This window comes from Carbonatibacter coralli (genome assembly GCF_039592655.1).
GTDB lineage: Bacteria > Pseudomonadota > Alphaproteobacteria > Kiloniellales > Kiloniellaceae > Carbonatibacter > Carbonatibacter coralli.
Window position 1 is genome coordinate 354,150 of the sequence record NZ_JBBUTJ010000003.1, and the last position, 22,197, is coordinate 376,346.

Sequence of the window (22,197 nt, forward strand, 5' to 3'; positions counted from 1 at the left end):
TTTCTTTGCAGAAAAACAAAGATCGCTTCCAAATCAAGCTTTTCTGCGGTTTTCCGGGATTTAAAACCGATACAGAAAGAAAAAACATCCGGCCCGGAATCTAAGCAGACCACTGATAAGACAGGGAGAATCGTTTCAGCGTTCCGAATCAGGATGCTTCTGCAGCATCCTCGACAATCAGCTGAACACCATCCGGTCCAGCCCAGGTGTCCTTTTTGAGTTTCCCGGCAACATGCAAAGGCAGGGAACGCGTGTTCAAAAGCTTCTGCCCCAGCTCTGTATCCAGAGACCTGAAAGCAATCGCCTTGATAGAGGCACCATCCTGACCGGTCAGAATACAGCGGACATGCTTTTCCCCGACCACAGACGGACGCACGACGCGCACGGACGGCAGAACAAAACGAGGCTGGGCATTGCCTGTGCCATAGGGACCGCAGGCTTCCAGCAAATCCACCAGATCAGCCGACACACCACTGGGTGAAAGCGCGCCGTCCACGCCCAGTGTCGGGACATAGGAGGCCTGGATGAGAGCCTTGTCCAGGCGTTCCTGCATGAAAGCTGTGAACCCGGCAAAGGACGGCTGCAAGACTGTCAGACCGGCTGCCATCACGTGGCCACCCCCAGCCTCAAGCAAACCCTGCTGGCGCGCGGCAATAACGGCGGCTCCCAGATCCACACCGGGGACAGAGCGCCCCGAACCCTTGCCAACACCATGCTCATCAAAGGCAATCACCAGCGCCGGAAGATTAAACCGTTCTTTCAAACGACTGGCGACAATACCGATCACACCCGGATGCCACCCCTGCCCCGCAACGATCACGCAACCTCTGTGTTCCTGCTGCTCGGCCTGATCCAGCGCAGCCAGCAAAACAGAATCCTCCAGCTCCTTGCGGGCATCATTCATCTTGTCCAGCCGTTGCGCCATAGCCTCGGCTTCGGATGCATTGTCATTGGAAAGCAGGCGCGCGCCCAAAGATGCCTCCCCCACACGCCCCCCGGCATTAACACGTGGTCCAAGGGAAAAGCCGAGATGCCCCGCATCAGGGCGCTCCTTCAAGCCGGAAAGATCACTCAGGGCAACGATCCCGGCATTGCTGCGCCGGGCAATCAGCTTCAGCCCCTGCGCAACATAGGCCCTGTTCAGACCGGTAAGTGGCACCACATCACAGACTGTTCCCAGCGCCACAAGATCCAGCAGAGCCATCAGGTTTGGCTCCTTCATACCCTGCTGTTCAAAAAAGCCCCTGTTGCGCAACTCCCTGTTCAGGCCGATCAGGAACAGGAAGACCACCCCGCAAGCAGCCAGATTGCCGTACTTCCGGTCTTCATCCTGACGGTTGGGGTTGACCAGAGCGGTTACAGCCGGAAGTTTCGGCTCTGCCTCGTGGTGATCCAGAACCACAACAGAAAGACCGGAGTTCTGGGTTTCTTCCAGAACCTCAAAAGCCGTGGTTCCGCAATCCACAGTCAGAACCAGTCCACAACCCTGCTTTCTGAAGCTTTCCATCGCCAGAAGATTTGGCCCATAACCTTCTGCAATCCTGTCGGGAATATGCACAGCGAGATCGCGCCCCAGCCCTCTGAAATAACGAACAATCAAGGCTGTGGAGGTTGCCCCGTCGACATCGTAATCCCCGAAAACTGCAACCTTCTGTCCCGCTTCCAGAGCCGAGGCCACAGCCGCCGTTGCCTTGTCCATATCCTGAAAACGCGACGGATCAGGCAGAAAGTCCCGCAGAGTCGGGTTCAGAAAATTTTCGGCCTCTTCCAGGGAAACCCCGCGTCCGGCCAGCACCCGTCCGATAATTTCCGGCAGGTTCAGACGTTGGGTGAGCAACAGGGCATGGCGCTCATCCCCTGATCCTTCAGCCCCCAGACGCTCTTCCCAGCGCTTCCCCAGAAGAGAGCTTTCCACCCCCAGAAAGCAGGAACGTACCGGGATATCACCGGAACCGGTCTGGTCAGCCTGAAGTGTCATGAAAGGGCATCCTCTCGTTAGGGGAATCGGTTATCTGTTTTTCACTCCGCAGCATCATCGCGCTGATCACACCAAAAGAAAAGGCACAGAGCCTAAAAAGCCTGTGCCTTTTGTACAAAAATCCGGGTTCCTGTCAGCTTGGCAGGTATTCCTCGCTCCAGCTTTCACTGACATCGCCCGATTGCAGAAGCGCTTCAATATCCCGGTCCGAATAGCCGAACTCTGACAACACCGCCCGGGTCGAGGTTCCGAACTTTTCAGGAGGCCTCAGAGCCCTGACAACTGCCCGCTTCGACCTGACAGCATAGGGATCAAGCTGTGTAACAACGTGCCCGCTCGGATGATCACTGTAAATCGAGAAGGAATAGCTCCCCCGATCCGTTCCGGGCGTTCCATCCGCCTCACGGCTGTACCGGCTGCGCAGACTGTCCAGATTGTCAAATACGACGGCTGCAATATCGGCCTCGGCAAGGCGCGACACCCAGTTTGAAGCCGTGTCACGGGCAAAAACCGCGACCATATGCACATCGCGTTTTTCCGGCTCCAGCCCAGCCAGCTCCTCAAAGCCCGAAAGTTTCTCAAGCCTGTGGGCATCATCGCCATAGGCATTGAGCATCAGAAACTCGCCATCAGCTGTCTGATAGAACCGGTGACAGACATCATAGCCGGTAATATCCGGGCCGGAGGGTTCATCAAACAGTCCTCTGCCCCTGTAGTCATAACAGAAAGGAACCTGAAGCAGACCACTGTTGGCTGACAGGGATGTTCGTCCACGTCCGATCCGCCCTGTTGTGTATTTCTGGTAAAGCGCTGCCGCAATGCTCAGTGTTCCGCCAAAACCGCACATGACATCAATGGTTCCAACATGAGCATGCTCTTCAGGTCGGTCCATCGCTCCGCCAAAACGCATCATGATACCGGTCGAAGCCTGAACCAGATCATCGTAACCGATATAGTCCGTGCGCGTGCCATGCCTGACCCCGCCAAAACAGTCCAGCTTGCAGAAAATGGCATCCGGGTTCATGGCTTTCAGGCTCTGTTCATCCAGGCCCATTTTCCGAATCTGCGTGTCGGTCGCATTCCAGACAATAATATCGACACCCGCAACCAGCTTTTCAAAAAATTCACGCCCCTTCTCGCTTGTAATATCGGCCAGAACCGAGCGTTTTTCCCGCATCTGGGACATGCCATAGATCACTGTGTTCCAGCTGTCATAGAGCGGTGTGGCCGGTTCCAGTTTGATCACCTCAGCTCCGAAGCGCGCCAGATAACAGGCAGAGTGTGGTCCGGCAATGACATTGCAGAGATCGAGAATGCGCACACCTGACATCCAGCCGGATTTGTCATCACTTTGCCGGGGCTTCAGAAGCTCTGTCCGGATTGCCTGCAAGCTCGAAAGAGCCTCGTCAAACTCGACCCACTGCCGCGGCGCCGGTTTCAGAGCCTCCTCACCACTTTCCTCCAGCCAGACAACAGGACCCGGCTGGATCATCATGCCATAGACAGGATCGTCCACTTCGATCATCAGGCCGGACATTTCGGCATAGTCATCGTGAATCCATTCCTGCAGCCAGCGTTGAGGCGCACCGGGAATTCCTGTTTTGCCAAAGACCTTCTGCCATTCCTGGGAGGTTCTCGTCAGAAAAACCCTTTTCATGCGTTCAGCAATAATGTCTGCCCACTTCTTCGGCATGGGATAGACACCAAGGGATGTGTCGGACTCCCATTGCGAAACCGGCAGATAGGTGTTGTCCTGCTCGTTCAAACCTTCCGCAATCAGCTCGTCATAGATACCCAGTGCCTGCAAACAGCGCCTGGCATGATGTTTGTGGCTGGGACAGACAACATAGAACATCCGTCCGTCCTTGCACATGTAACTGCGATAGAAGGGATCCAGAAGCTCCTGCAGATCCTCATAGGACATGTCCATCGCCAGCCCGGCATCCCGGCGACGGTCAATCTCGACCTCCCGCTGGGTCAGATAACGCCGGGGCATGCCTTCAAGCTTCAGTGAGTTGTAGCAGAGCCCTTCCATGACCGCGGCAGCCAGCGGTACTTCGATCTGGTCCCCAAGCCCGGTCACCTGACGGGCCTGTAAGGCCAGAACAGCACTTGAGGCCGCCATCATGGAACCATAGGCAGAAGCCAGTGGAAGCGGAGAAAAGGACGGATTGATCCCCAGAAGAACACGGTTCAGCCCCATATCTGTAAAGACACCGGAACTGGCTGCAATGATGCTTTCATAGGCCTTCAGTTCCCGGCGCTCTGCATCGTCGGAGGCAAAACCGGGGATCGACAGCGTGATCAGTTCCGGACGCTGCTTGCGCATTTCTGCGAAATCCAGACCCAGACGGCTCAGCTTTCCGGGACGGAAGTTTTCAATCACAATATCTGCTTCACGGCAAAGCGCCCGGGCCTTGTCGAGACCGTCCCGTGTTTTCAGGTCAAGCGAGACAATCAGCTTGTTCCTGTTCAGAACGGCATTCGCCGGATTGTCCCAGAACGGACCGGAAGGCGGATCGACGTGCACCACAGTTGCCCCCAGATCCCCCAAAAGCATTCCCACTGCAGGCCCTGCAATGAATTGCCCGAAATCAACGACCTTCACGCCTTTGAGCGGCAGTTTTGAATCGGCCTTGCTGTTCATTCCAACTCCTCCCAGAGTCAATCATTTCTGCCGGGTTCTCAGGCCCGGTTTTCCGCCCTGATCCAGGACGCCGCCTTTTCAGCAATCATAAGCGTGGGTGAATTTGTATTGCCACTGACAATCGTCGGCATAATTCCCGCATCGACCACGCGCAATCCCCTGATCCCCATAACGCGCAAATGGGAATCCACGACAGTCATCGGATCATCTGCACGACCCATTTTCGTCGTTCCGACAGGGTGAAAAATCGTTGTACCGATGTCACCTGCTGCAGTGACAAGCTGCTCGTCACTTTCATAGGACAATCCCGGTTTGACCTCTTGCGGATTGTACTGTGCCAGAGCCGGCTGCTCTGCAATTTTGCGCGCCATGCGAATAGAGTCAGCGGCAACCTTCCTGTCCTCATCGGTACTGAGATAGTTGGGTGCGATCTCCGGTGGCTTCATGGAATCATTCCCCCGGACCAGCACTGTCCCGCGGCTGGTCGGATTCAGATTGCAAACACTGGATGTAATCCCGGGCCAGGGGTGCAGGGGTTGTCCGAAGGCCTCAAGGCTGAGCGGCTGGACGTGGAACTGAATATTGGCATGCTCCTGCCCTTGCGCGCTTCTGGTAAAAATCCCCAGCTGTGAAGGCGCCATACTCATGGGCCCGGATCGCTTCAGGAGGTATTCAAGCCCGATCCGGGCCTTCCCGTGCAGGGACCCCGCCATCTCGTTGAGCGTCTTGACGCCCTCGACACGATAGATCGTACGCAGCTGCAAATGATCCTGCAGGTTCCTGCCGACACCGGGCAGTTCATGTTCAGGCCGGATTCCCTGCTGCTGCAGGTATTCTGCATCCCCGACACCGGAATACTGCAGAATGGCCGGACTGTTCACGGCACCGGCACTCAGGATCATTTCACCCCTGACCTGAACGGATGTGTCCTGCCCGTTCCAGATCAAATCCGCACCCACACAGACCTTCTGTCCATTTTCATCCCGGTCAAAGCGCAGTTTTTTGACCTGCGCATTTGTCCGGATTTCAAGATTTTTCCGGTCCTTTACAGGATTGAGAAAGGCCTTGGAGGAATTCCAGCGCCAGCCGGAACGCTGGTTCACCTCGAAGTAACCCGTCCCTGTGTTGTCTCCGGAATTGAAATCAGGCGTCGCAGGAATACCGGCTTCGTTGGCTGCCGCAGCATAGGCATCCAGAATTTCCCAGTTCAGTCTCTGCTTTTCAACGCGCCATTCCCCGCCTCCGGCATGGAGATCATCATCCGAAACAGCCTTTTCACCTTCCAGGCGATAGTTGTCTTCATGAGCCTTGAAATCTTCCAGACAGGCCGACCAGGACCACCCGTTTTCCCCTGTCAGATTGGCCCAGCCATCATAATCCCGCGCCTGTCCGCGCATGTAGATCATACCGTTGATCGAGGAGCAGCCCCCCAGAACCCGCCCGCGCGGGTAGATCAGAGAGCGCCCGTTCAGGCCCTTTTCCTCAACTGTCCGCAACAGCCAGTCCGTTCTCGGATTGTTGATACAGTGCAGATAACCGACCGGAATATGGATCCAGTGATAGTTGTCCTTGCCTCCTGCTTCCAGAAGCAGAACACGCTTGTCCGGATCGGCAGACAGACGGTTGGCGAGGAGGCAGCCTGCCGTCCCCGCACCAACAACGATGTAATCAAAGGTGTTATCCATTTACAGCCCCGTTATCTGGCAACAGGCATGGAGAACTCTGCGCCGTCTTCCATGTCTGCAGGCCATCTTTGCATGATGGACTTCTGCTTGGTGTAAAAACGCACACCCTCTTCACCATAGGCATGCATGTCCCCGAAGAGAGACTTTTTCCAGCCACCAAAACCCTGCCATGCCATCGGGACCGGAATGGGAACATTGATGCCGACCATGCCGACCTGGATACGGCGCCCAAAGGTGCGCGCAACATGACCGTTTCTGGTGTAACAGCTTGTGCCGTTACCGAATTCGTGTCTGTTGATCAGATCAATCGCCTCATCCAGACTGTCCACCCGCACACAGCAGAGAACCGGCCCAAAGATTTCTTCCCGGTAGATTTTCATCTCCGGTGTCACCTGATCAAACAGCGTTGCTCCCAGAAAGAACCCATCCTCAAATCCCGGAACCTGCAAGCTGCGGCCATCAACCAGAAGCTCTGCCCCTTCCGACACACCGACATCAATATAACCTGAAATGCGCGATCGTGCTGCATCGGTTACGATCGGCCCCATTTCACTGGCCTCGTTCATGCCGGAACCAATGCGCAACGCCATCGCACGCTCTGTCAGCTTTGGCATGATGCGATCAGCCGCCTCACCAACGAGCACAGCGACAGAGATCGCCATGCAGCGCTCACCGGCAGAGCCATAGGCTGCACCGATCAGCCCATCAACGGCCTTGTCCATATCGGCATCAGGCATGACAACAAGATGGTTCTTTGCTCCACCAAGAGCCTGAACACGTTTCCCCCTGGCTGCGCAGTTTTCATAGATATAGTTCGCAATCGGGGTTGATCCGACAAAAGACAGGGCCTCGACATCGGGATGCTCTATCAGCGCATCCACAGCAACCTTGTCGCCCTGAACCACATTGAAGACACCATCCGGAAAGCCTGCCTGTTTCATCAGATCGGCAATCATCAGACTTGAAGTCGGATCCGTCGGGCTTGGCTTGAGAACAAAAGTGTTTCCGGCAGCAATGGCAACCGGATACATCCAGGCCGGCACCATGACCGGGAAATTGAAAGGTGTCACTCCGGCAACAACCCCCAGAGGCTGCCGGAATGTCCAGTTGTCCATCCCTGTGGAAACCTGGTCCGAATAGTCCCCTTTCAGAAGCTGGGGAATACCGCAGGCAAACTCGACAACATCAATACCGCGCTCAACCTCTCCTCGCGCATCGGAAAAGACCTTGCCATGCTCGGTCGTAATCACCTCGGCCAGCTTGTCCTTGTTGTCCTGCAGCAGCGACAGGAAACGGAACATCAGGCGGGCACGTTTGATCGGTGAGGTTTCAGACCAGGCCGGAAAAGCCTTTTTCGCGGCTGCAACGGCAACATTTACGTCTTCTGCAGAAGAAAGTCCCACAGACGCTCTGACGTCTCCTGTCGCGGGATTGAAGACGTCCTGACGTTTCCCCGAAGTGGTTTCAAGACCTGCTCCGTTGACATGGTTGTCAATCTGCAAAAGGCTATCGGCTGTCTGGCTCATCCTGTCATCACTTTCCTGTCTTTGTCGTCAAGGCAGTCACCAGCCCTGACCTGTCATGTCTGTTCAGTTCCGGAATTTCCTTTTCACAGACAGGCAAGGATGCAGAGGGGACCCCATTACCAATTTTAATGGGATTCCAGCCTCTCACATCTTCTGCCTGTGTGAACAAAACAAGATTTGCAAAAGCTTTCAGAAAAATCCAATGACGAATGGTACAGAGATATATTAGTGTTTTTTATATGAGCAAAATCACCAATCTCAATACACTGATGGCTTTTGTCGCGGTCGCCCGGGATGGCAGTGTCTCCCGCGCAGCAGAGACCCTGCACATCACCCAGCCCGCAGTCAGTCACCAGCTCAAACGCCTGTCCGAAGAAACGGGCCTGACGCTATTTGACCGCACGTCATCCGGTCTGAAACTGACACAGGACGGGGCCCAGCTTCTGAGCCGGGCGGAACAGGTTCTATCGGCACTTTCCGATTTCCAGAGAAGCGCACAACGCAGAGCAGGACGCATCAGCGGCAAGTTGCGGATCGGAACGATCATTGACCCGGAGTTTATTCGTCTGGGCCAGTTTCTGGTCCGGCTGGTCGAAACCTATCCGGACTTACAGATCGAACTCCTGCACGGGATGAGCGGAGAAGTGCTTGAACGCATCCAGCGCAAGCAGCTGGATGTCGGCTTTTATCTGAGCGGTCCACAGAGTGAAGGCAATCCGGAACACCCCGATGAAAAAGAGTTCCACGTCTCATCTCTGGCCCGGTTTCGCTACTGTGTTGTTGCACCCCCAGGCTGGGACAGCGCGATCAAACAGCTCGACTGGCCGGAACTGTCCAGACTCCCCTGGATCGGAACACACAGCCAGTCTGTCCACCACCGCCTGATCGAGCGGGAGCTGCAACCCCTGAAGGCCTCTCTCAATATCGTGGCCCTGGTGGATCAGGAAGCGTCCATGCTCGAAATGGTCCGCTCGGGTATCGGTCTGAGCCTCTGTCGGGAGTCCATTGCCCTGCGGGAGCAACAGGCCCATGGTCTCATTGTTTCAGAAAAAGTCCATGTTCCGTGCGATATGAGCTTCATCACCCCGAAAAATCGCCGGAATGATCCAGCCATCAAAGCCGTTTTTGAACTGCTGGAGGAACTCTGGAGCCACCAGCCCTATTCACTGGAACAGAACACGTCACCGTAGCCAGCAAAAAGGCCTCCCGAAAAATCGGGAGGCCTTTTGAAATCGCAGCAATATGATCCGGCTTATTCAACCAGATGCTTGTACCATGTTTTCACACCGAAGTTGTGCTGGGCATCAACAGTCCGCACAGTACCGGTTTTGGAGCGCATGACGATGGACTGGGTTGTCGCACGGCCACCCGGCAACAGACGAACGCCGCGCAGCAACTGACCATCGGTCACGCCGGTCGCAACGAACATGACATCGCCACTGGCCAGATCGTGAATGTCATACTTGCGGTTCAGGTCCTCGATCCCCCAGCGCTTGGCACGGGCAACCTCGTCATCGTTGCGGAAAACCAGACGTCCCTGGAACTGTCCACCTGTGCAACGCAGCGCTGCCGCAGCCAGAACACCTTCCGGAGCACCACCGGTGCCCATGTAAATGTCGATAACAGACTCAGGATTGGTTGTCGCCAGAGCACCAGCCACATCACCATCGCCGATCAGAACGATACGCGCACCGGCTTCGCGGGTTTTCGCAATCAGTTCCTCGTGACGGGGACGGTCCATGATGCAGGCAACAAGCTCGCTCACATCACATTTCTTTGCCAGTGCAAGGTTTTTGAGGTTCTCGGCCGGAGAGGCATCAAGATCAACCACGTTATCCGGCAGATCGCCACCAACAGCAATCTTGTTCATGTAGGTGTCCGGTGCATTCAGGAAGTTACCGGACTCTGCCATGGCAATCACGCACATCGCGTTCGGGCCACCCTTGGCTGTCAGTGTTGTCCCTTCCAGCGGGTCCAGTGCAATATCAACACCCGGACCGGTTCCCTTGCCAACCTTCTCGCCAATGAACAGCATCGGTGCTTCATCACGCTCGCCCTCACCGATGACAACAGTACCGTCGATGTTCAGACCATTGAGCGCATCGCGCATTGCATTGACAGCAGCCTGGTCAGCCGCTTTTTCATCGCCACTGCCGACAAGGCGGGAAGAAGCCAGAGCGGCTGCTTCTGTGACGCGAACAGTTTCCAGAGCAAGATTGCGTTCCATAGTCTGATCCTCTGAATTGGGTGTGCTGTTTTCCAGCATCAGGAAGGGAAAGCCCGATTATGCGAGGCGATCAGATCTGACTTCAGACTGTTACCACAGGGCTGTTTCGGGGTCTGATACCCTATTCGTCTATTTCGGGCAAGCTGAAAGGCCTGCAAGAAGCGCTTATCAGCAATCCTCACAGGCCTTTTTAAATCACTTTACTGTCAAAGAGCAAAGAAATCAGATCATCTGTACATTCGCAATACGGATCATGTTGACCGGCTCGGCATTGGCTTCAAGAGCATTGATGGCATCAATCGCCTTGCGCATGTCCCGCTCGGCAACGTCGTGCGTTGTAATGATCACAGAGACATTCTTGCCCGGATTGCTGTTGCGCTGGATCATGGAACGCACAGAGATGGAATGATCGCGCAGGATTGCTGTGACATCCGCAATAACGCCCGGCTGGTCCCTGACGGTAAGACGCAGGTAATAGGCACCAAAACGCTCGACAATCTCCTGATTTTCCGCCTTGTTCAGATCAGAGGACGGAATGCCGAAGACCGGCAGGCGAAGGCCGCGCAGAATATCGACCAGATCGGCAACCACAGCCGAAGCAGTCGGGCCGGCACCGGCACCCGGACCTTCAAAGAAGGCATAGCCCAGATCACCACCGTTACAGACAACAGCATTCAGAACACCGTCGACCTGACCAATGGCAGCATCTTCCTCGACCATGCAGGGGTGGACGCGCTGGGACAGCTTGCCATCAACCATTTTGGTGATGCCCAGCAGCTTGATCTTGTAACCAAGATCGGTCGCAGCGGCGATATCGGTGGAGCTGACGTTGCGAATGCCCTCAATGTAGACATTGTCAAAGTCCACTTCGACACCAAAGGCCAGAGAGGACAGCAGTGCAAGCTTGTGGGAGGCATCGAAACCGTCAACATCAGTGCTTGGCTCTGCTTCTGCATAGCCAAGATCCTGGGCTTCTTTCAGGACCTCCTCAAAATCGCGACCTGTTTCCTTCATATTGGTCAGGATATAGTTACAGGTGCCGTTCAGAATACCGTAGACATTACTGACACCATTGGCCGCCAGCCCTTCACGCAGTCCCTTGATGATCGGAATGCCACCGGCAACAGCGGCCTCATAGGCAAGACTTACACCCTTTTCCTCAGCCAGACGTGCCAGCGAAGCGCCGTGGTGAGCAAGGAGAGCCTTGTTGGCTGTGATGACGTGCAGTCCGCGACCAAGAGCCGTCTCGACAACATCCCTGGCAATGCCTTCGGAGCCACCGATCAGTTCCATCACCAGGTCGGCATCCACCGTGCGTGCCATTTCGACAGCATCATCGAACCACTGCATGGAGGAGAGATCGACGCCGCGATCCTTTTTGCTTCGCGCAGACACAGCGACAATTTCGATATCGTGTCCGGAGCGGCGACGCAGAAGTTCAAGGTTACTCTGGATCAGCTTTACGGTTCCTGCACCTACAGTCCCCAGTCCGGCGATGGCAATTTTGAAAGCTTTGCTCACGTTTAGATATCCCAATTACACAAGAACGGATCAGATGGCACAAAAAACTGCTGCACCACAGAATAGAAGTCTTTTCAGTCCAAAGAGAACTAAAGTTCATCATGGAGTGGCGCAACAGTTTTTTTCATAAGCAGTATCACTTAAACAGGAGCTTTCCTCCTGCCTGATGACGGCTTCGGATAACTCAGGAGAGACGTTCCAGAATTTCTTCCTTGCGCCCCATCATCCCCTTGATCTTTTTCACAGCCTGACGAATACGCTGCTCGTTTTCGACAACACCCAGACGAACATATCCTTCACCATATTCGCCAAAGCCGACACCCGGTGCCACAGCCACTTCTGCCTCCTCCAGCAAAAGCTTGGAAAATTCAAGGGACCCCATGTGGGCAAACTCTTTGGGAAGCGGTGCCCAGGCAAACATGGTCGCAGGAGGACTTGGGACATCCCAGCCCGCGGCAGCCAGACCATTGATCAGCACATCCCGGCGTCCGCGATAACGGGCACGCATTTCATCCACACAGTCCTGCGGACCGTTCAGCGCCGCTGTCGCAGCCACCTGGATCGGCGTGAACGCACCATAGTCCACATAGGATTTCACCCGCGTCAGAGCAGAAACAAGCTTCTTGTTTCCGGAACAGAAACCAACGCGCCAGCCCGCCATGGAATAGGTCTTGCTCATCGACAGAAACTCGACGGCAATATCTCTGGCACCCGGCACTTCCAGAATGGACGGCGGCGCAAAGTCATCAAAATAGACTTCGGCATAAGCGAGGTCGGAAATGATATAGATGCCGTGGTGACGACAGAAGTCCACAACCTGCCCGTAGAAATCCAGATCAACAACCCGGGCCGTCGGGTTGGACGGATAGTTCAGGATAATCGCCAGGGGCTTTGGCACAGAGTGGCGAACGGCCCGCTCCAGCTGTTCCATGAAGTCGGTCTCATCCAGCATCGGGATGGAACGAATGGCCGCCCCGGCAATGATGAAACCGAAAGCATGGATAGGATAGCTCGGGTTCGGCGCCAGGATGATGTCACCCGGGCTGGTGATTGCCTGTGCCAGGTTTGCCAGCCCTTCCTTGGAGCCAATTGTCGCAATGGTTTCCGTCTCCGGACAGATGTCCACATTGAAACGACGCTCGTAATAGGCAGAGATCGCTTTGCGCAGGCCGGGAATACCGCGGGATGTTGAATAGCCATGCGTGCGCGGGTTGGCCGCTGCCTCGGCCAGCTTGGCAATCACATGCTGGGGAGGAGGCTGATCCGGATTCCCCATACCAAAGTCAACAATATCACGGGCTTCGGCTCGCGCTTTGGCTTTCAGGGCATTCACCTCTGCAAAAACATAGGGGGGCAAGCGTTTGATTCTGTGAAATTCGTTATCCATGAAAGCCTCGGATATCATAAAGAAAGGTTGTGGGATGGGACTTTACAGCGTTCGGCACAAATGTCCCGAACAAAAAAAGCGCGGCATCCTGTTTCAGGTGCCGCGCTTTTTCCTGTTTGCTCAGGAAAAGATCAGGAGATCAGTTCAGATAGATCTCCACGCGGCGGTTTCCGGCTTCCCCTGTTGGCATGAACTCGTGGAAAACCGGATTGCTGTCCGCTCGTGCCTCGGTGGCGATGAGCTGCGCCGGAATACCCTGCCCCGCGAGGACAGAGCTCACCGCTCGTGCTCGTGCTTCGGAAATCTGGTAGTTGGCCTGCTGGTGGGTTGAAAGGTCTGTCAGCTGTGTCCGTGAAGACGAGTGACCAACAACGCGGACCTGTCCGCCAGTCTGACCATAAAGTGTTGCGATATCACGCAGCACGTTGCGGTCGCGACCGTCCAGATTCGCAGAACCGTGATCGAAGTAGATGACAGCCACCAGACGACCGGATGGCAGAACGGCACCGCCATATGGCAGGAACCCGGACTGCGTTGCTGTTGCATAGGTCTGTGGCTGGTACTGGGGCTGATAGCCCTGTTGATATGGTGAAACACGCCCCTGCTGATAGGCCGGAGAAGTCGCGGCCCAGCTGGGTGTGTTGAATGTCGGACCGGATGGCGCAGCAGCATAGGCAGATGGCGCACCATTCGGGAATGCCGGTGGCAAACCATTACTGCCGGATGTTCCGCCGGATGAAATAACGGTGGTACCGCCATAGTTCTGAGCAGCCGGTACTGGAGCCTGCTGGGACTGTGAACGCACAACCTGGTTGACCGCCGGCGCAGATCCGTTAGCGGCCTGAGCTGCAGGAGCTGCCGGTGCAGACGGAGTGACAGTTGCAGACGGCGCGGCTGTCACCGGTGCCAGAACCGGTGCTGCCGGCGCATCCGGCGCAGGTGCCGGCGCAACCAGTGTGGAGTTGGCTGTCAGAGGCTCGTTGCTGTACTCGGCATTGCCGTGATCCGCAATCAGGCCCTGCTGGCGTTGCTCACGCAGGGCATCGGCAGAAACGCTTGGCGCCTCGCCCGGTACAGTCGCAAGATTTGGGAAGTCAGCAGCAGGAACGGCTTCTTCTGCATTGGTCACACGCTCTGGCGCATTCTCGGGGCTGTCTTCAAACCATTCTGTAGGATCAGCCCAATCAGGTACGGATGTTGAACACGCCGACACCATAATTGGCAAAGTGATCAACCCCAACCAGCGCAGCGAATTCTTCATTTTCAAGCCTACCCGTTGCCTATTCTCATGCATCATTTAACAATCCGTCCCTTTGGACAGAGGTCATTTCGTATCACAGGCTGACTAACATTAAAATGCTTAACAAACGGCAAAAAAAGAACTTTTCATCTTTCAGCGAGAAAAAAGTCTTTGCTGAGCCGCCTGTCCCCCCGATTCCGGAAACGCCCCTTCCCTTTAGGTTTACATGTATTTTTGCGCCAAAGTCCAATAATTATCCGCAGAGGTCTTGATATAGGCCTGTTCAGCCTCGCTCATTTCCCTGAAAAGCTTTGCCGGAGAACCCGACCAGATTTGCCCGGCCGGTATCCTTTTGCCCGGTGTCAGCAAGGCACCTGCGGCCAGCATTCCACCCGATGACACGACCGAACGGTCCATTGCCGCAGAACGCATGCCGACAAAGGATCTGTCCTCCAGCACACAGGCGTGCAGAAGAGCCATGTGCCCAACTGTGACATCATCACCGATGATCGTCGGATGCCCGCCCCCGGACTCACGGTAGTCCGCACCTGTCTTGTCGGAATCGACATGAATAACCGTTCCGTCCTGAATATTGGTGCGACGGCCAATCCTGATGGCATTGACATCCCCCCGCAAAACACAACCGAACCAGATTGACGATTCCGGACCGATTTCCACATCACCGATAATCACGGCATCCTCCGCGATAAAGGCATCCGGAGAAATGCGCGGCATGACACCGCAAAAAGGAATGATCTTCGCCATATCTCTACTCTGTCGTTTACGTCATTGTGTGCAGGAAAGATTATCACAGCCGCCTTGCCCACACAGGTCTTTCTTCAGAATAAATCAAAAGTTTCAGGTAGCAAAATAGCGAGTTTGCTCTCAGCCCGTCACAAATGAGGTCACAAAAAAGATATCGCAAAAGCTCTCTGCGACGTCATTAACCATTTTTCAAACCTTGTATCCCAGTATATAAGAAAGCTTGAAAAAGGCAGAAATCTGTTCGAATCCGGACATCTTTGCAAAACAGACAAAGGCTTCGGGTTCGCATCATTTTTCGGTCGGCGAGGAGCTTCTTCCAGCCTTGATACCTACACTTCAGGCCCACCAGATGTGACGGCCGGTTTCATATCGGCCCCTTAAGGACTTGTACTGTAATGCGTAAGACGACTGTTGTTTTCTCTACCACTCTTGCTCTGGCTTTTGGTCTGGCCGTTTCCTCGGCGCAGGCGTTCAACGAGCCAAGATGGTATCAGCAACAGGTTTGCCTGGCCGGAGCCTATCAGGCTCTGAATTCATCCAGCAAGGCGGACAACCACCAACAGGCGGCCCGCACGTCGCGTCAGAAACTGGCCCGGTCCGGTGTTCCAGAAAGCCACATCCGCGAACTGGAGCGCAGTTCCAGAAAGATGCTCAAGCTCGGCACCTCAAAGAATCGCCAGGCGCGCGGACCCCAGCTCTGCAATCAGTGGTACCCGGCCTGATTTCATTTTCCTCCTGACAGATTTGATCTGAGTTTTTCGCATCCCTGAGTTGCACTCCCCATCACAGTTTTTTCCGTGATGCCCTTTGCGGTTGCGGCAAAGTTGTCCTATAAATTACCACAAGACAACCAAACGCCAGCAGAGGGTCAAAATGAGTTTGAAATCCATCCTTGTTCATCTGGCCAATGACGATGAACACACACGCCGCCTGGATATCGCCAAGGTTCTTGCCAAACGCAGTGACGCACTGATCCACGCCCTCTTCATCACCACGCCCACAGGAATGCCCGCAGAAATCTATGGCCGCGGCGCCTCGGTTCAATTTCTGATTGATACGCACAAGGCTGCAGAAAAAACGGCGCGGGCCCTGGAAAAGGAATTCGACGACTATTGTGACAAGGAGGGGATTGAACACCTCTGGTCCACACAGGAAGGCGATCACCTCAAGCTCATGACGCAAAAGGCACATGCTGCCGATCTCATCATCGCCAGCCAGCCGGAGATGGAACACTTCGAAGACCGGTTCCGCGCCCACCTGACGGAAGAACTGGCTCTTCACAGTGGCCTGCCAACCCTGATGATTCCCCGCGAGTTCGACACCTCCCGAAGCATTGCCACCCGCATTCTGGTTGTCTGGAGGAGCACACGGGAGTCCCTGCGTGCCGTTCGCGATTCCCTTTGCATGCTGCAGGACGCCGACGAGGTTCTGCTGGTTTCCGTTCAGAGCAGCAAGGACGACACCCCTTCCCTTCACGAGGCAGAGAACTACCTGAAACGCCACGGCGTCAATGTCTCGCTCCTGCCTCATGTCAAGGATGACAGCTCTTCCGGCTCAGCCATTCACAAGCTGGCACAAAAGGAAAACTGCGATCTGATCGTCATCGGCGCCTTCACACACAGCCGTTTGCGCGATTTCTTCATGGGTCTGACCCGCTATCTGGTGAAGAAATCCAAAATTCCGGTTCTGCTGTCCCACTAGGGGCGCAAGCAGATACCCCCCATACAAAAAGGCCGGAAGCTCTTCTCTTCCGGCCTTTTGCCATTCGGGTTTGTCGGTCTCCGCTCAGGAATCCAGATCCAGGCTCTGGAAATCACTGTCCCGCTGCTTTTGCGGGTTTTTGATTTGATCCGGCACAGGAATTGTATCTTTCAGCAAGGTGATGGAAATCCTGCGGTTTGTAGGAGAATAGGGATCCTCCTCGACAAAGGGTTCGGTATCAGCCAGACCGACAACAGAGGCAATCCTGTCCGTGGCAAGACCACCCTTGATCAAGGCGCGACGACTCGCGTTTGCACGTTCTGCTGAAAGCTCCCAGTTGCTGAAACCATTGTTTGCCGCAAAAGGCGTCGCATCGGTATGACCGGAAATCCGTACCTTCTGCTCCAGGTCCTTGATCGCGTCTGCAACAAGCCCCATCAGAACTTCTGTTTTCTCTGCCATATTGGAAGAACCAGAAGGGAACATGGAGGTGTTCTCCTCATCCACAAGCTGGATCCGCAGACCATCGGGCGTCACATCGATCAGGATGTTGTCCGCCAGCCCTTCCAGCTCCGGGTTTGCATCGATCGCCACCTGGAGCGCCTCGGCAGTCTCTTCAAACTGGATCTGCTGCTGCTCTTCCTGATACTGCTTCAACTGCTCGTCAGAGGCTGCGCCGGAATCCGTTTCCGGGCCACTTTCAAGTTCCCCTTCATCGCCCGCATTCGCGCCTTCACTGTCCTTTTCATCCTCGGCATCTGTTTCCTCTTCCTCCGGCGGAAGGTTCATTTCGATCCCGATATTGGACAGACTTGAAACAAGTGCTCCCTTGCTGGCAGCAGACTGCCCGGCCAGCAAACCGTCAGATCCGCTTGTGGTTTTAGAAATCTGGGTGGACGGAGAAAAATAGTCTGCGATCCCCTCTTTCTGTTCCTCTGTGGTCGCATTCAAAAGCCACAGCAGCAAAAAGAAGGCCATCATCGCCGTTACGAAGTCAGCATAGGCAATCTTCCAGGCGCCACCGTGGTGTCCGCCGTGGCCTTTCTTGACCTTCTTGATAATGATATCGCCTTGTTCGTCGGCCATCTCGATACTCTGAAATACTTATAAATTCTGCAAAGACAAATTGAGAGGCAGGCCTCGGCTCAAGCCGGTGCCGGCAAGGCGTTTGCTGCTTCCTCAACTTCATAGAAGGTTGGCCGGGTATGCGACATAATCATTTTGCGCGCATGCTCGACACACACTGTTGGCGGGTTTCCTGCGATAAAGGCAAGCAAACCGGCTTTCAGACAGTTGTAGTAGACGGAATCCTCTTCTGCGATCTTCCCGTAGAAGGTCCCCATCGGAGAGACGAAGCCATAAGAGGCCAGAATCCCGGAGAAGGTTCCGACAAGGGCCGCACCAATCAGCTTACCAAGGACTTCCGGAGGCTCGGAAATGGAACCCATGGTGTAGATCACCCCGAGAACCGCCGCGACAATCCCCAGCGCAGGCAGGGAATCACCCATGTTTACAATTGCGCCACCGATATTGGCCTCTTCCTCATGGTGAATTTCCAGTTCCTGGTCCATCAGGTTCTCGATCTCGTGCGCCTTGTCGGCACCAAGGCTCACCAGACGCAGATAGTCACAGACAAATTCCACAGCATGGTGATCGCTGTGAAACTTCGGGAACTCCTGAAACAGGCTTGATTCGTGCGGGTTCTCGACATGCTGCTCCAGCGCCAGCATTCCTTTGGTTTTTGCCAGCTTGAAGATCTGATACTGCAGGCACAGAAGCTCGAGGTAGTCTTCCTTTTTGTACTTTGGCCCCTTGAACATCCGTCCAAAGGCACCGCCACAGGCCTTCAAGGTTGTGCCGGTGTTTGTAATGATCATCGCACCGAGGCCAGCGCCCAGAATGATGACAAACTCAAAAGGCTGCCACAAAACGCCAAGCGGACCGCCAGCCGCGCCGTAACCACCAAAAACACACGCCGATACGATAATAATACCTATGAGTACTTTCATAGAACCCTGCCAAATCTGGAGATTTTCATTCTCCAACATAATGTGGGAACAAGGTTAAAAACTCCTTAAATCCCGCACAGTTGTCCATCAGCAACAGTTCAGCTTTTTTTCATGGAAAACAAACCCTTGTTCCGGCTGCCTGCAACCGGAACAAAACGTTAATATCCTGAAAACCTCAAGGCAGATCAGGTTTGGGGAACCGCTTTCTTGCGCAGTTTCCTCAAAACCAGTGGAAGAACCTCGACAATCAGAACCGCAGAGAAAATCAAGGCACAGCCAAGGAATTCCAGCGCCGTAAGACGCTCACTCAGGAACAGGGCGCCGCAAAGGGCCGCAACCAGAGTTTCCATACTCAGAATAATTGCGGCATCGGTTGCCTGCGTATGCGCCTGCCCGACAACCTGCAATGTGAAGGCGATGCCGACAGACCCGATCCCGGCATAGGCAATCATCGGCCAGATTTCCACAATGGCAGCCCAGCTGATTTCCTCGGTTGCAATGGCAAAGACACCCGAGATAACAGCACAGACCAGAAACTGCGTTGCCGCCAGGGTAAGAGGCGATCCGACCCGCACGGCAACCCGGCCCAGAACAAGCACATGGGCCGCCCAGAAAAGCGCAGACGCCATCACATAGGCATCCCCCTTGTTCAGCGACAGGGAAAGGAACATCCCCAGATCAGCCCCGCTCAGCAGGAACGTTCCGAAGAAACTGGACAGGACAGCAAAGACAACGAGAAAATGAGGTTTGTCCCTGAAAAACAGATACCCCATGATCGGAACCAGCGGCACATAGATTGCCGTCAGGAAACCGGCTTTTGTGACTGTTGTGTAGATAATACCAATCTGCTGAAGGATCGTTCCCATAAAGATGAAAAGTCCGACAACAATCATCAGACCCCAGTCCATGGTGGAAAAGAGACGCTCGCCCTTTCCATGTTTCTCTGTCGGATTTGCCTGACGCTGTTCTCTCAGCTTTCTGCATTCGCGCATGGCAAAAGGCACCACAAACAACCCGCCCAGCAAAAAGCGACAGGCTGTAAAGAGCTGCGGGCCCATTGCATCCATTGCCTGATGCTGGAAGAAAAAGGTCGAACCCCAGATTGTCGCCGCCACCATAAGCAGCAGATTGGCCTGAAAACGGGTCAAGGCTTCGCACTCCTGTCCCAATACAGTCGCAAAAACCGCATTGTTCAATAAGCTGGATTGTTGTGAACGCGCTGTGAATTCCTTCAAAGGGACACCACAGTCCACTCAGTCTGTGGCAAAGACGACAGAAAAGGTCAACCAAATACGTAAGAATGGTTCTTTTTGAACAAAAAGAGCTGTTTTCAGTCACGTTTTAAAGCTAGGTTGCCATTATTCCGAACCGGACTGATTTTAAACCGGGATCCCCGGATCATTCGGTAATCACAAAAAGTGTGACGACAAACGAGACCCCCAATGGCATTTGACAAGAGAGACTTCCGCTCTGCGCTTGGCGCTTTCGCAACAGGTGTAACTGTTGTGACAACACGTTCCGAGGACGGCACCCTCAACGGGCTGACCGCCAACTCCTTCAGCTCGGTCTCCCTGGAACCTCCACTGATCCTCTTTTGCATCGACAAGTCTGCAAATGCCTACAAGGCTTTCATGAAAAACGAAAACTTTGCCATCAACATCCTGTCCGAAGAGCAACAGGCCATTTCAAACGCCTTTGCCTTTGAGGAAGATCGCTGGTCCAAGGTACAGACCCGCACGATGGAAACAGGCGCTCCGGTGATTGACGGCTCCCTTGCCAGCTTCGACTGCGAAGTCTTCAAGCGTGTCGAGGCCGGGGACCATGTCATCATGATCGGTGAAGTCAAATCCTACGAAAAGGCCGAGGCAGGTTCTCCGCTTCTCTATGCAAAAGGCGGATACGCTTCTCTGGCGTCCTGATCCCGGAAAATTCCTGCACAAGACAAAAAAGGCGTTTTCCCTGTCAGGAGAACGCCTTTTTCAGCATATCAGGCTCAGGCATTCGGATCCTGGCTGGAAAGGGAAAGCACACGGGCACCAATGCCCTCATCGGACAGTCTGGCGATGATTTCGTGCACATGATCCAGATCGCGTGTCTCGATGACAAAATCAATCTCGACCAGCTTGGCCGGAACATCATAATAGTGACGCTGATGCATCACATCGATAATGTTGCCACGGCTCTTGCCAATCACCGATGAAATCAGGGCAAGCAGCCCCGGCTGATCAACCATTTCCGTCCGGATACGAACCAGTCTGTTGCTGCGCATCAGACCACGCATCAAAAGACCCGACAACAGGCGGGCATCAATGTTTCCGCCGCAGATCACTGTCGCAACCTTCTGGCCCCTGAACTGTTCAGCATTGGCCAGCAGGGCGGAAACACCTGTTGCTGCAGCACCTTCGGAAACAATCTTCTGCTCTTCTGCAAGGGTCAGAATGGCCGTCTCGATTTCCGCCTCTGACACCAGGAAGATCTTCTCCACATATTCCCTGATCAGCGTTCTGGTGATAAAACCCGGCTCCTTGACAGCAATACCGTCGGCCATGGTTGAACCACCCGATGTTGCTGGCTGGTGATCAAGCACCTGGGACATGGAGGGATAGAGAGAGGCCTCAACACCGTAGAACTTCACATCGGGTTTGGCAGCCTTGATGGCTGTTGCGATACCGGAGAGAATTCCACCGCCACCAATCGGCACGACAACGGCGTCCAGGTCCGGCTGGTCTTCCAGCATCTCGAGACCGATCGTCCCCTGCCCTGCGACAACATAGGGATCATCATAGGGGTGGACAAAGGTCATCCCTGTCTCTGCAATAATCTCGTCGACCCGTACTCTGGAATCATCCAGCGTGTCCCCGAAAAGTTCGACCTTTGCACCCAGCTGACGGGTTCTCTCGATTTTGGAGAACGGCGCGCCTTCAGGCATGATAATCGTAGCCGGCACGCCCAGATTGCGTGCATGCAGCGCGACACCTTGCGCATGGTTGCCCGCAGACATGGCGATCACGCCTTTGCGCTTTTGCTCATCCGTCAGGTTCTGCATGCGGTACAGAGCGCCACGATCCTTGAAAGACCCTGTAAATTGCTGATTTTCCAGCTTGAGATAAAGGTCAAATCCCAGGAGTTCGGACAGGCGCACAGCGTGGATCAATGGAGTTCTGACCACTCCGCCACGGATGGACTCCTGCGCCTTCCTGATATCGTCGATTGTGACCTGTTTCAGCAGTTCTGCTTCTGAAAGATCCTTGTATGACACACCGATGCCTTTCCTGTTCCACCGTATTCCCTAGTCGATCTTTTGCATTTTCTTTTTTTCAGCGCCTTGACCAAGAACGTCAGGTCTCTGCCGAATTAGTTTTTCTCAAGTCATGTCCTCGCGTCCAAATGCCACAAGCCAAACCTGTCAACCAGCTTTTTCTTGCTTTCCATGATAGGTAAAGTCAAAAACACGAGTGACGAAACAAAACAGGATTACCTTAATGCGCAAGGATCTTATCATATTCTGGAG

17 protein-coding genes are annotated in these 22,197 nt (G+C 54.5%); 4 read left to right on the plus strand and 13 right to left on the minus strand.

Annotation, left to right across the window (positions count from 1 at the left end):
* Positions 1-148: 148 nt before the first annotated feature.
* From recJ to AAAH10_RS10090, 4 genes are all read right to left on the minus strand, one after another.
* A complete protein-coding gene (recJ, locus tag AAAH10_RS10075) occupies positions 149-1,978 on the minus strand; it encodes a single-stranded-DNA-specific exonuclease RecJ (protein WP_343563092.1) in 1,830 nt (609 codons plus the stop codon).
* Positions 1,979-2,111: 133 nt separating this feature from the next.
* Entirely contained in the window at positions 2,112-4,625 is a 2,514-nt protein-coding gene (locus AAAH10_RS10080) for a CoA transferase (protein WP_343563094.1), read from the minus strand.
* Between the two features lie 38 nt (positions 4,626-4,663).
* On the minus strand, positions 4,664-6,310 hold the full coding sequence (locus tag AAAH10_RS10085; protein ID WP_343563096.1) for a GMC family oxidoreductase: 1,647 nt from the start codon (positions 6,308-6,310) through the stop codon (positions 4,664-4,666).
* An 11-nt stretch (positions 6,311-6,321) separates the two neighbouring features.
* Positions 6,322-7,836 carry a CoA-acylating methylmalonate-semialdehyde dehydrogenase gene (locus AAAH10_RS10090; RefSeq protein WP_343563098.1) on the minus strand — a complete coding sequence of 505 codons (1,515 nt, stop codon included), beginning with the start codon at positions 7,834-7,836 and terminating at the stop codon, positions 6,322-6,324.
* Positions 7,837-8,075: 239 nt separating this feature from the next.
* Between AAAH10_RS10090 and AAAH10_RS10095 the strand changes: the two genes are divergently transcribed.
* Positions 8,076-9,026, plus strand: coding sequence for a LysR family transcriptional regulator (locus tag AAAH10_RS10095; protein ID WP_343563100.1), 951 nt, complete (start codon positions 8,076-8,078; stop codon positions 9,024-9,026).
* Between the two features lie 62 nt (positions 9,027-9,088).
* On the opposite strand, the gene glpX is transcribed toward AAAH10_RS10095, so the two are convergent.
* From glpX to AAAH10_RS10120, 5 genes are all read right to left on the minus strand, one after another.
* A complete protein-coding gene (gene glpX, locus AAAH10_RS10100) occupies positions 9,089-10,063 on the minus strand; it encodes a class II fructose-bisphosphatase (RefSeq protein WP_343563102.1) in 975 nt (324 codons plus the stop codon).
* A 222-nt stretch (positions 10,064-10,285) separates the two neighbouring features.
* The gene (locus AAAH10_RS10105; protein ID WP_343563105.1) at positions 10,286-11,584 is read right to left on the minus strand and encodes a homoserine dehydrogenase; all 1,299 of its coding nucleotides are present in this window, start codon (positions 11,582-11,584) and stop codon (positions 10,286-10,288) included.
* A gap of 184 nt (positions 11,585-11,768) precedes the next feature.
* On the minus strand, positions 11,769-12,971 hold the full coding sequence (locus AAAH10_RS10110) for an LL-diaminopimelate aminotransferase (protein ID WP_343563107.1): 1,203 nt from the start codon (positions 12,969-12,971) through the stop codon (positions 11,769-11,771).
* A gap of 139 nt (positions 12,972-13,110) precedes the next feature.
* Entirely contained in the window at positions 13,111-14,232 is a 1,122-nt protein-coding gene (locus AAAH10_RS10115; RefSeq protein ID WP_343563109.1) for an OmpA family protein, read from the minus strand.
* 201 nt (positions 14,233-14,433) lie between these two features.
* Positions 14,434-14,976: a gamma carbonic anhydrase family protein gene (locus AAAH10_RS10120; protein ID WP_343563111.1), complete on the minus strand. Its 543-nt coding sequence runs from the start codon at positions 14,974-14,976 to the stop codon at positions 14,434-14,436.
* Between the two features lie 395 nt (positions 14,977-15,371).
* Between AAAH10_RS10120 and AAAH10_RS10125 the strand changes: the two genes are divergently transcribed.
* Both AAAH10_RS10125 and AAAH10_RS10130 read left to right on the plus strand, forming a co-directional pair.
* Entirely contained in the window at positions 15,372-15,698 is a 327-nt protein-coding gene (locus tag AAAH10_RS10125) for a hypothetical protein (protein ID WP_343563113.1), read from the plus strand.
* Between the two features lie 151 nt (positions 15,699-15,849).
* Positions 15,850-16,677, plus strand: a complete 828-nt coding sequence (locus tag AAAH10_RS10130) for a universal stress protein (RefSeq protein WP_343563115.1) — start codon at positions 15,850-15,852, stop codon at positions 16,675-16,677.
* A gap of 84 nt (positions 16,678-16,761) precedes the next feature.
* On the opposite strand, the gene motB is transcribed toward AAAH10_RS10130, so the two are convergent.
* The 3 genes from motB to AAAH10_RS10145 all read right to left on the minus strand — a co-directional run bounded on the left by motB (position 16,762) and on the right by AAAH10_RS10145 (position 19,834).
* Positions 16,762-17,763 (minus strand): flagellar motor protein MotB, encoded by a 1,002-nt coding sequence (gene motB / locus AAAH10_RS10135; protein WP_343563117.1) that lies wholly within the window; start codon positions 17,761-17,763, stop codon positions 16,762-16,764.
* Between the two features lie 59 nt (positions 17,764-17,822).
* Positions 17,823-18,686, minus strand: coding sequence for a flagellar motor stator protein MotA (gene motA, locus AAAH10_RS10140; RefSeq protein ID WP_343563119.1), 864 nt, complete (start codon positions 18,684-18,686; stop codon positions 17,823-17,825).
* Between the two features lie 185 nt (positions 18,687-18,871).
* Entirely contained in the window at positions 18,872-19,834 is a 963-nt protein-coding gene (locus tag AAAH10_RS10145; protein ID WP_343563121.1) for a DMT family transporter, read from the minus strand.
* A 294-nt stretch (positions 19,835-20,128) separates the two neighbouring features.
* Here AAAH10_RS10145 and AAAH10_RS10150 point away from each other — a divergent pair, with 294 nt between their 5' ends.
* Complete coding sequence (locus AAAH10_RS10150) at positions 20,129-20,605, plus strand: flavin reductase family protein (RefSeq protein ID WP_343563124.1); 477 nt, start codon at positions 20,129-20,131, stop codon at positions 20,603-20,605.
* A gap of 74 nt (positions 20,606-20,679) precedes the next feature.
* On the opposite strand, the gene AAAH10_RS10155 is transcribed toward AAAH10_RS10150, so the two are convergent.
* The gene (locus AAAH10_RS10155; RefSeq protein ID WP_343563126.1) at positions 20,680-21,945 is read right to left on the minus strand and encodes a threonine ammonia-lyase; all 1,266 of its coding nucleotides are present in this window, start codon (positions 21,943-21,945) and stop codon (positions 20,680-20,682) included.
* Positions 21,946-22,197: the final 252 nt, after the last annotated feature.

What these genes read in the sequence shown, in the direction of transcription:
- motB (WP_343563117.1), bottom strand. Translation starts at nt 17,763, where the DNA reads ATGGCCGACGAACAAGGCGATATCATTATCAAGAAGGTCAAGAAAGGC.
- glpX (WP_343563102.1), bottom strand. Translation starts at nt 10,063, where the DNA reads ATGGAACGCAATCTTGCTCTGGAAACTGTTCGCGTCACAGAAGCAGCC.
- AAAH10_RS10080 (WP_343563094.1), bottom strand. Translation starts at nt 4,625, where the DNA reads ATGAACAGCAAGGCCGATTCAAAACTGCCGCTCAAAGGCGTGAAGGTC.
- AAAH10_RS10130 (WP_343563115.1), top strand. Translation starts at nt 15,850, where the DNA reads ATGAGTTTGAAATCCATCCTTGTTCATCTGGCCAATGACGATGAACAC.
- AAAH10_RS10095 (WP_343563100.1), top strand. Translation starts at nt 8,076, where the DNA reads ATGAGCAAAATCACCAATCTCAATACACTGATGGCTTTTGTCGCGGTC.
- motA (WP_343563119.1), bottom strand. Translation starts at nt 18,686, where the DNA reads ATGAAAGTACTCATAGGTATTATTATCGTATCGGCGTGTGTTTTTGGT.
- AAAH10_RS10110 (WP_343563107.1), bottom strand. Translation starts at nt 12,971, where the DNA reads ATGGATAACGAATTTCACAGAATCAAACGCTTGCCCCCCTATGTTTTT.
- AAAH10_RS10125 (WP_343563113.1), top strand. Translation starts at nt 15,372, where the DNA reads ATGCGTAAGACGACTGTTGTTTTCTCTACCACTCTTGCTCTGGCTTTT.
- recJ (WP_343563092.1), bottom strand. Translation starts at nt 1,978, where the DNA reads ATGACACTTCAGGCTGACCAGACCGGTTCCGGTGATATCCCGGTACGT.
- AAAH10_RS10120 (WP_343563111.1), bottom strand. Translation starts at nt 14,976, where the DNA reads ATGGCGAAGATCATTCCTTTTTGCGGTGTCATGCCGCGCATTTCTCCG.
- AAAH10_RS10090 (WP_343563098.1), bottom strand. Translation starts at nt 7,836, where the DNA reads ATGAGCCAGACAGCCGATAGCCTTTTGCAGATTGACAACCATGTCAAC.
- AAAH10_RS10115 (WP_343563109.1), bottom strand. Translation starts at nt 14,232, where the DNA reads ATGAAGAATTCGCTGCGCTGGTTGGGGTTGATCACTTTGCCAATTATG.
- AAAH10_RS10150 (WP_343563124.1), top strand. Translation starts at nt 20,129, where the DNA reads ATGGCATTTGACAAGAGAGACTTCCGCTCTGCGCTTGGCGCTTTCGCA.
- AAAH10_RS10085 (WP_343563096.1), bottom strand. Translation starts at nt 6,310, where the DNA reads ATGGATAACACCTTTGATTACATCGTTGTTGGTGCGGGGACGGCAGGC.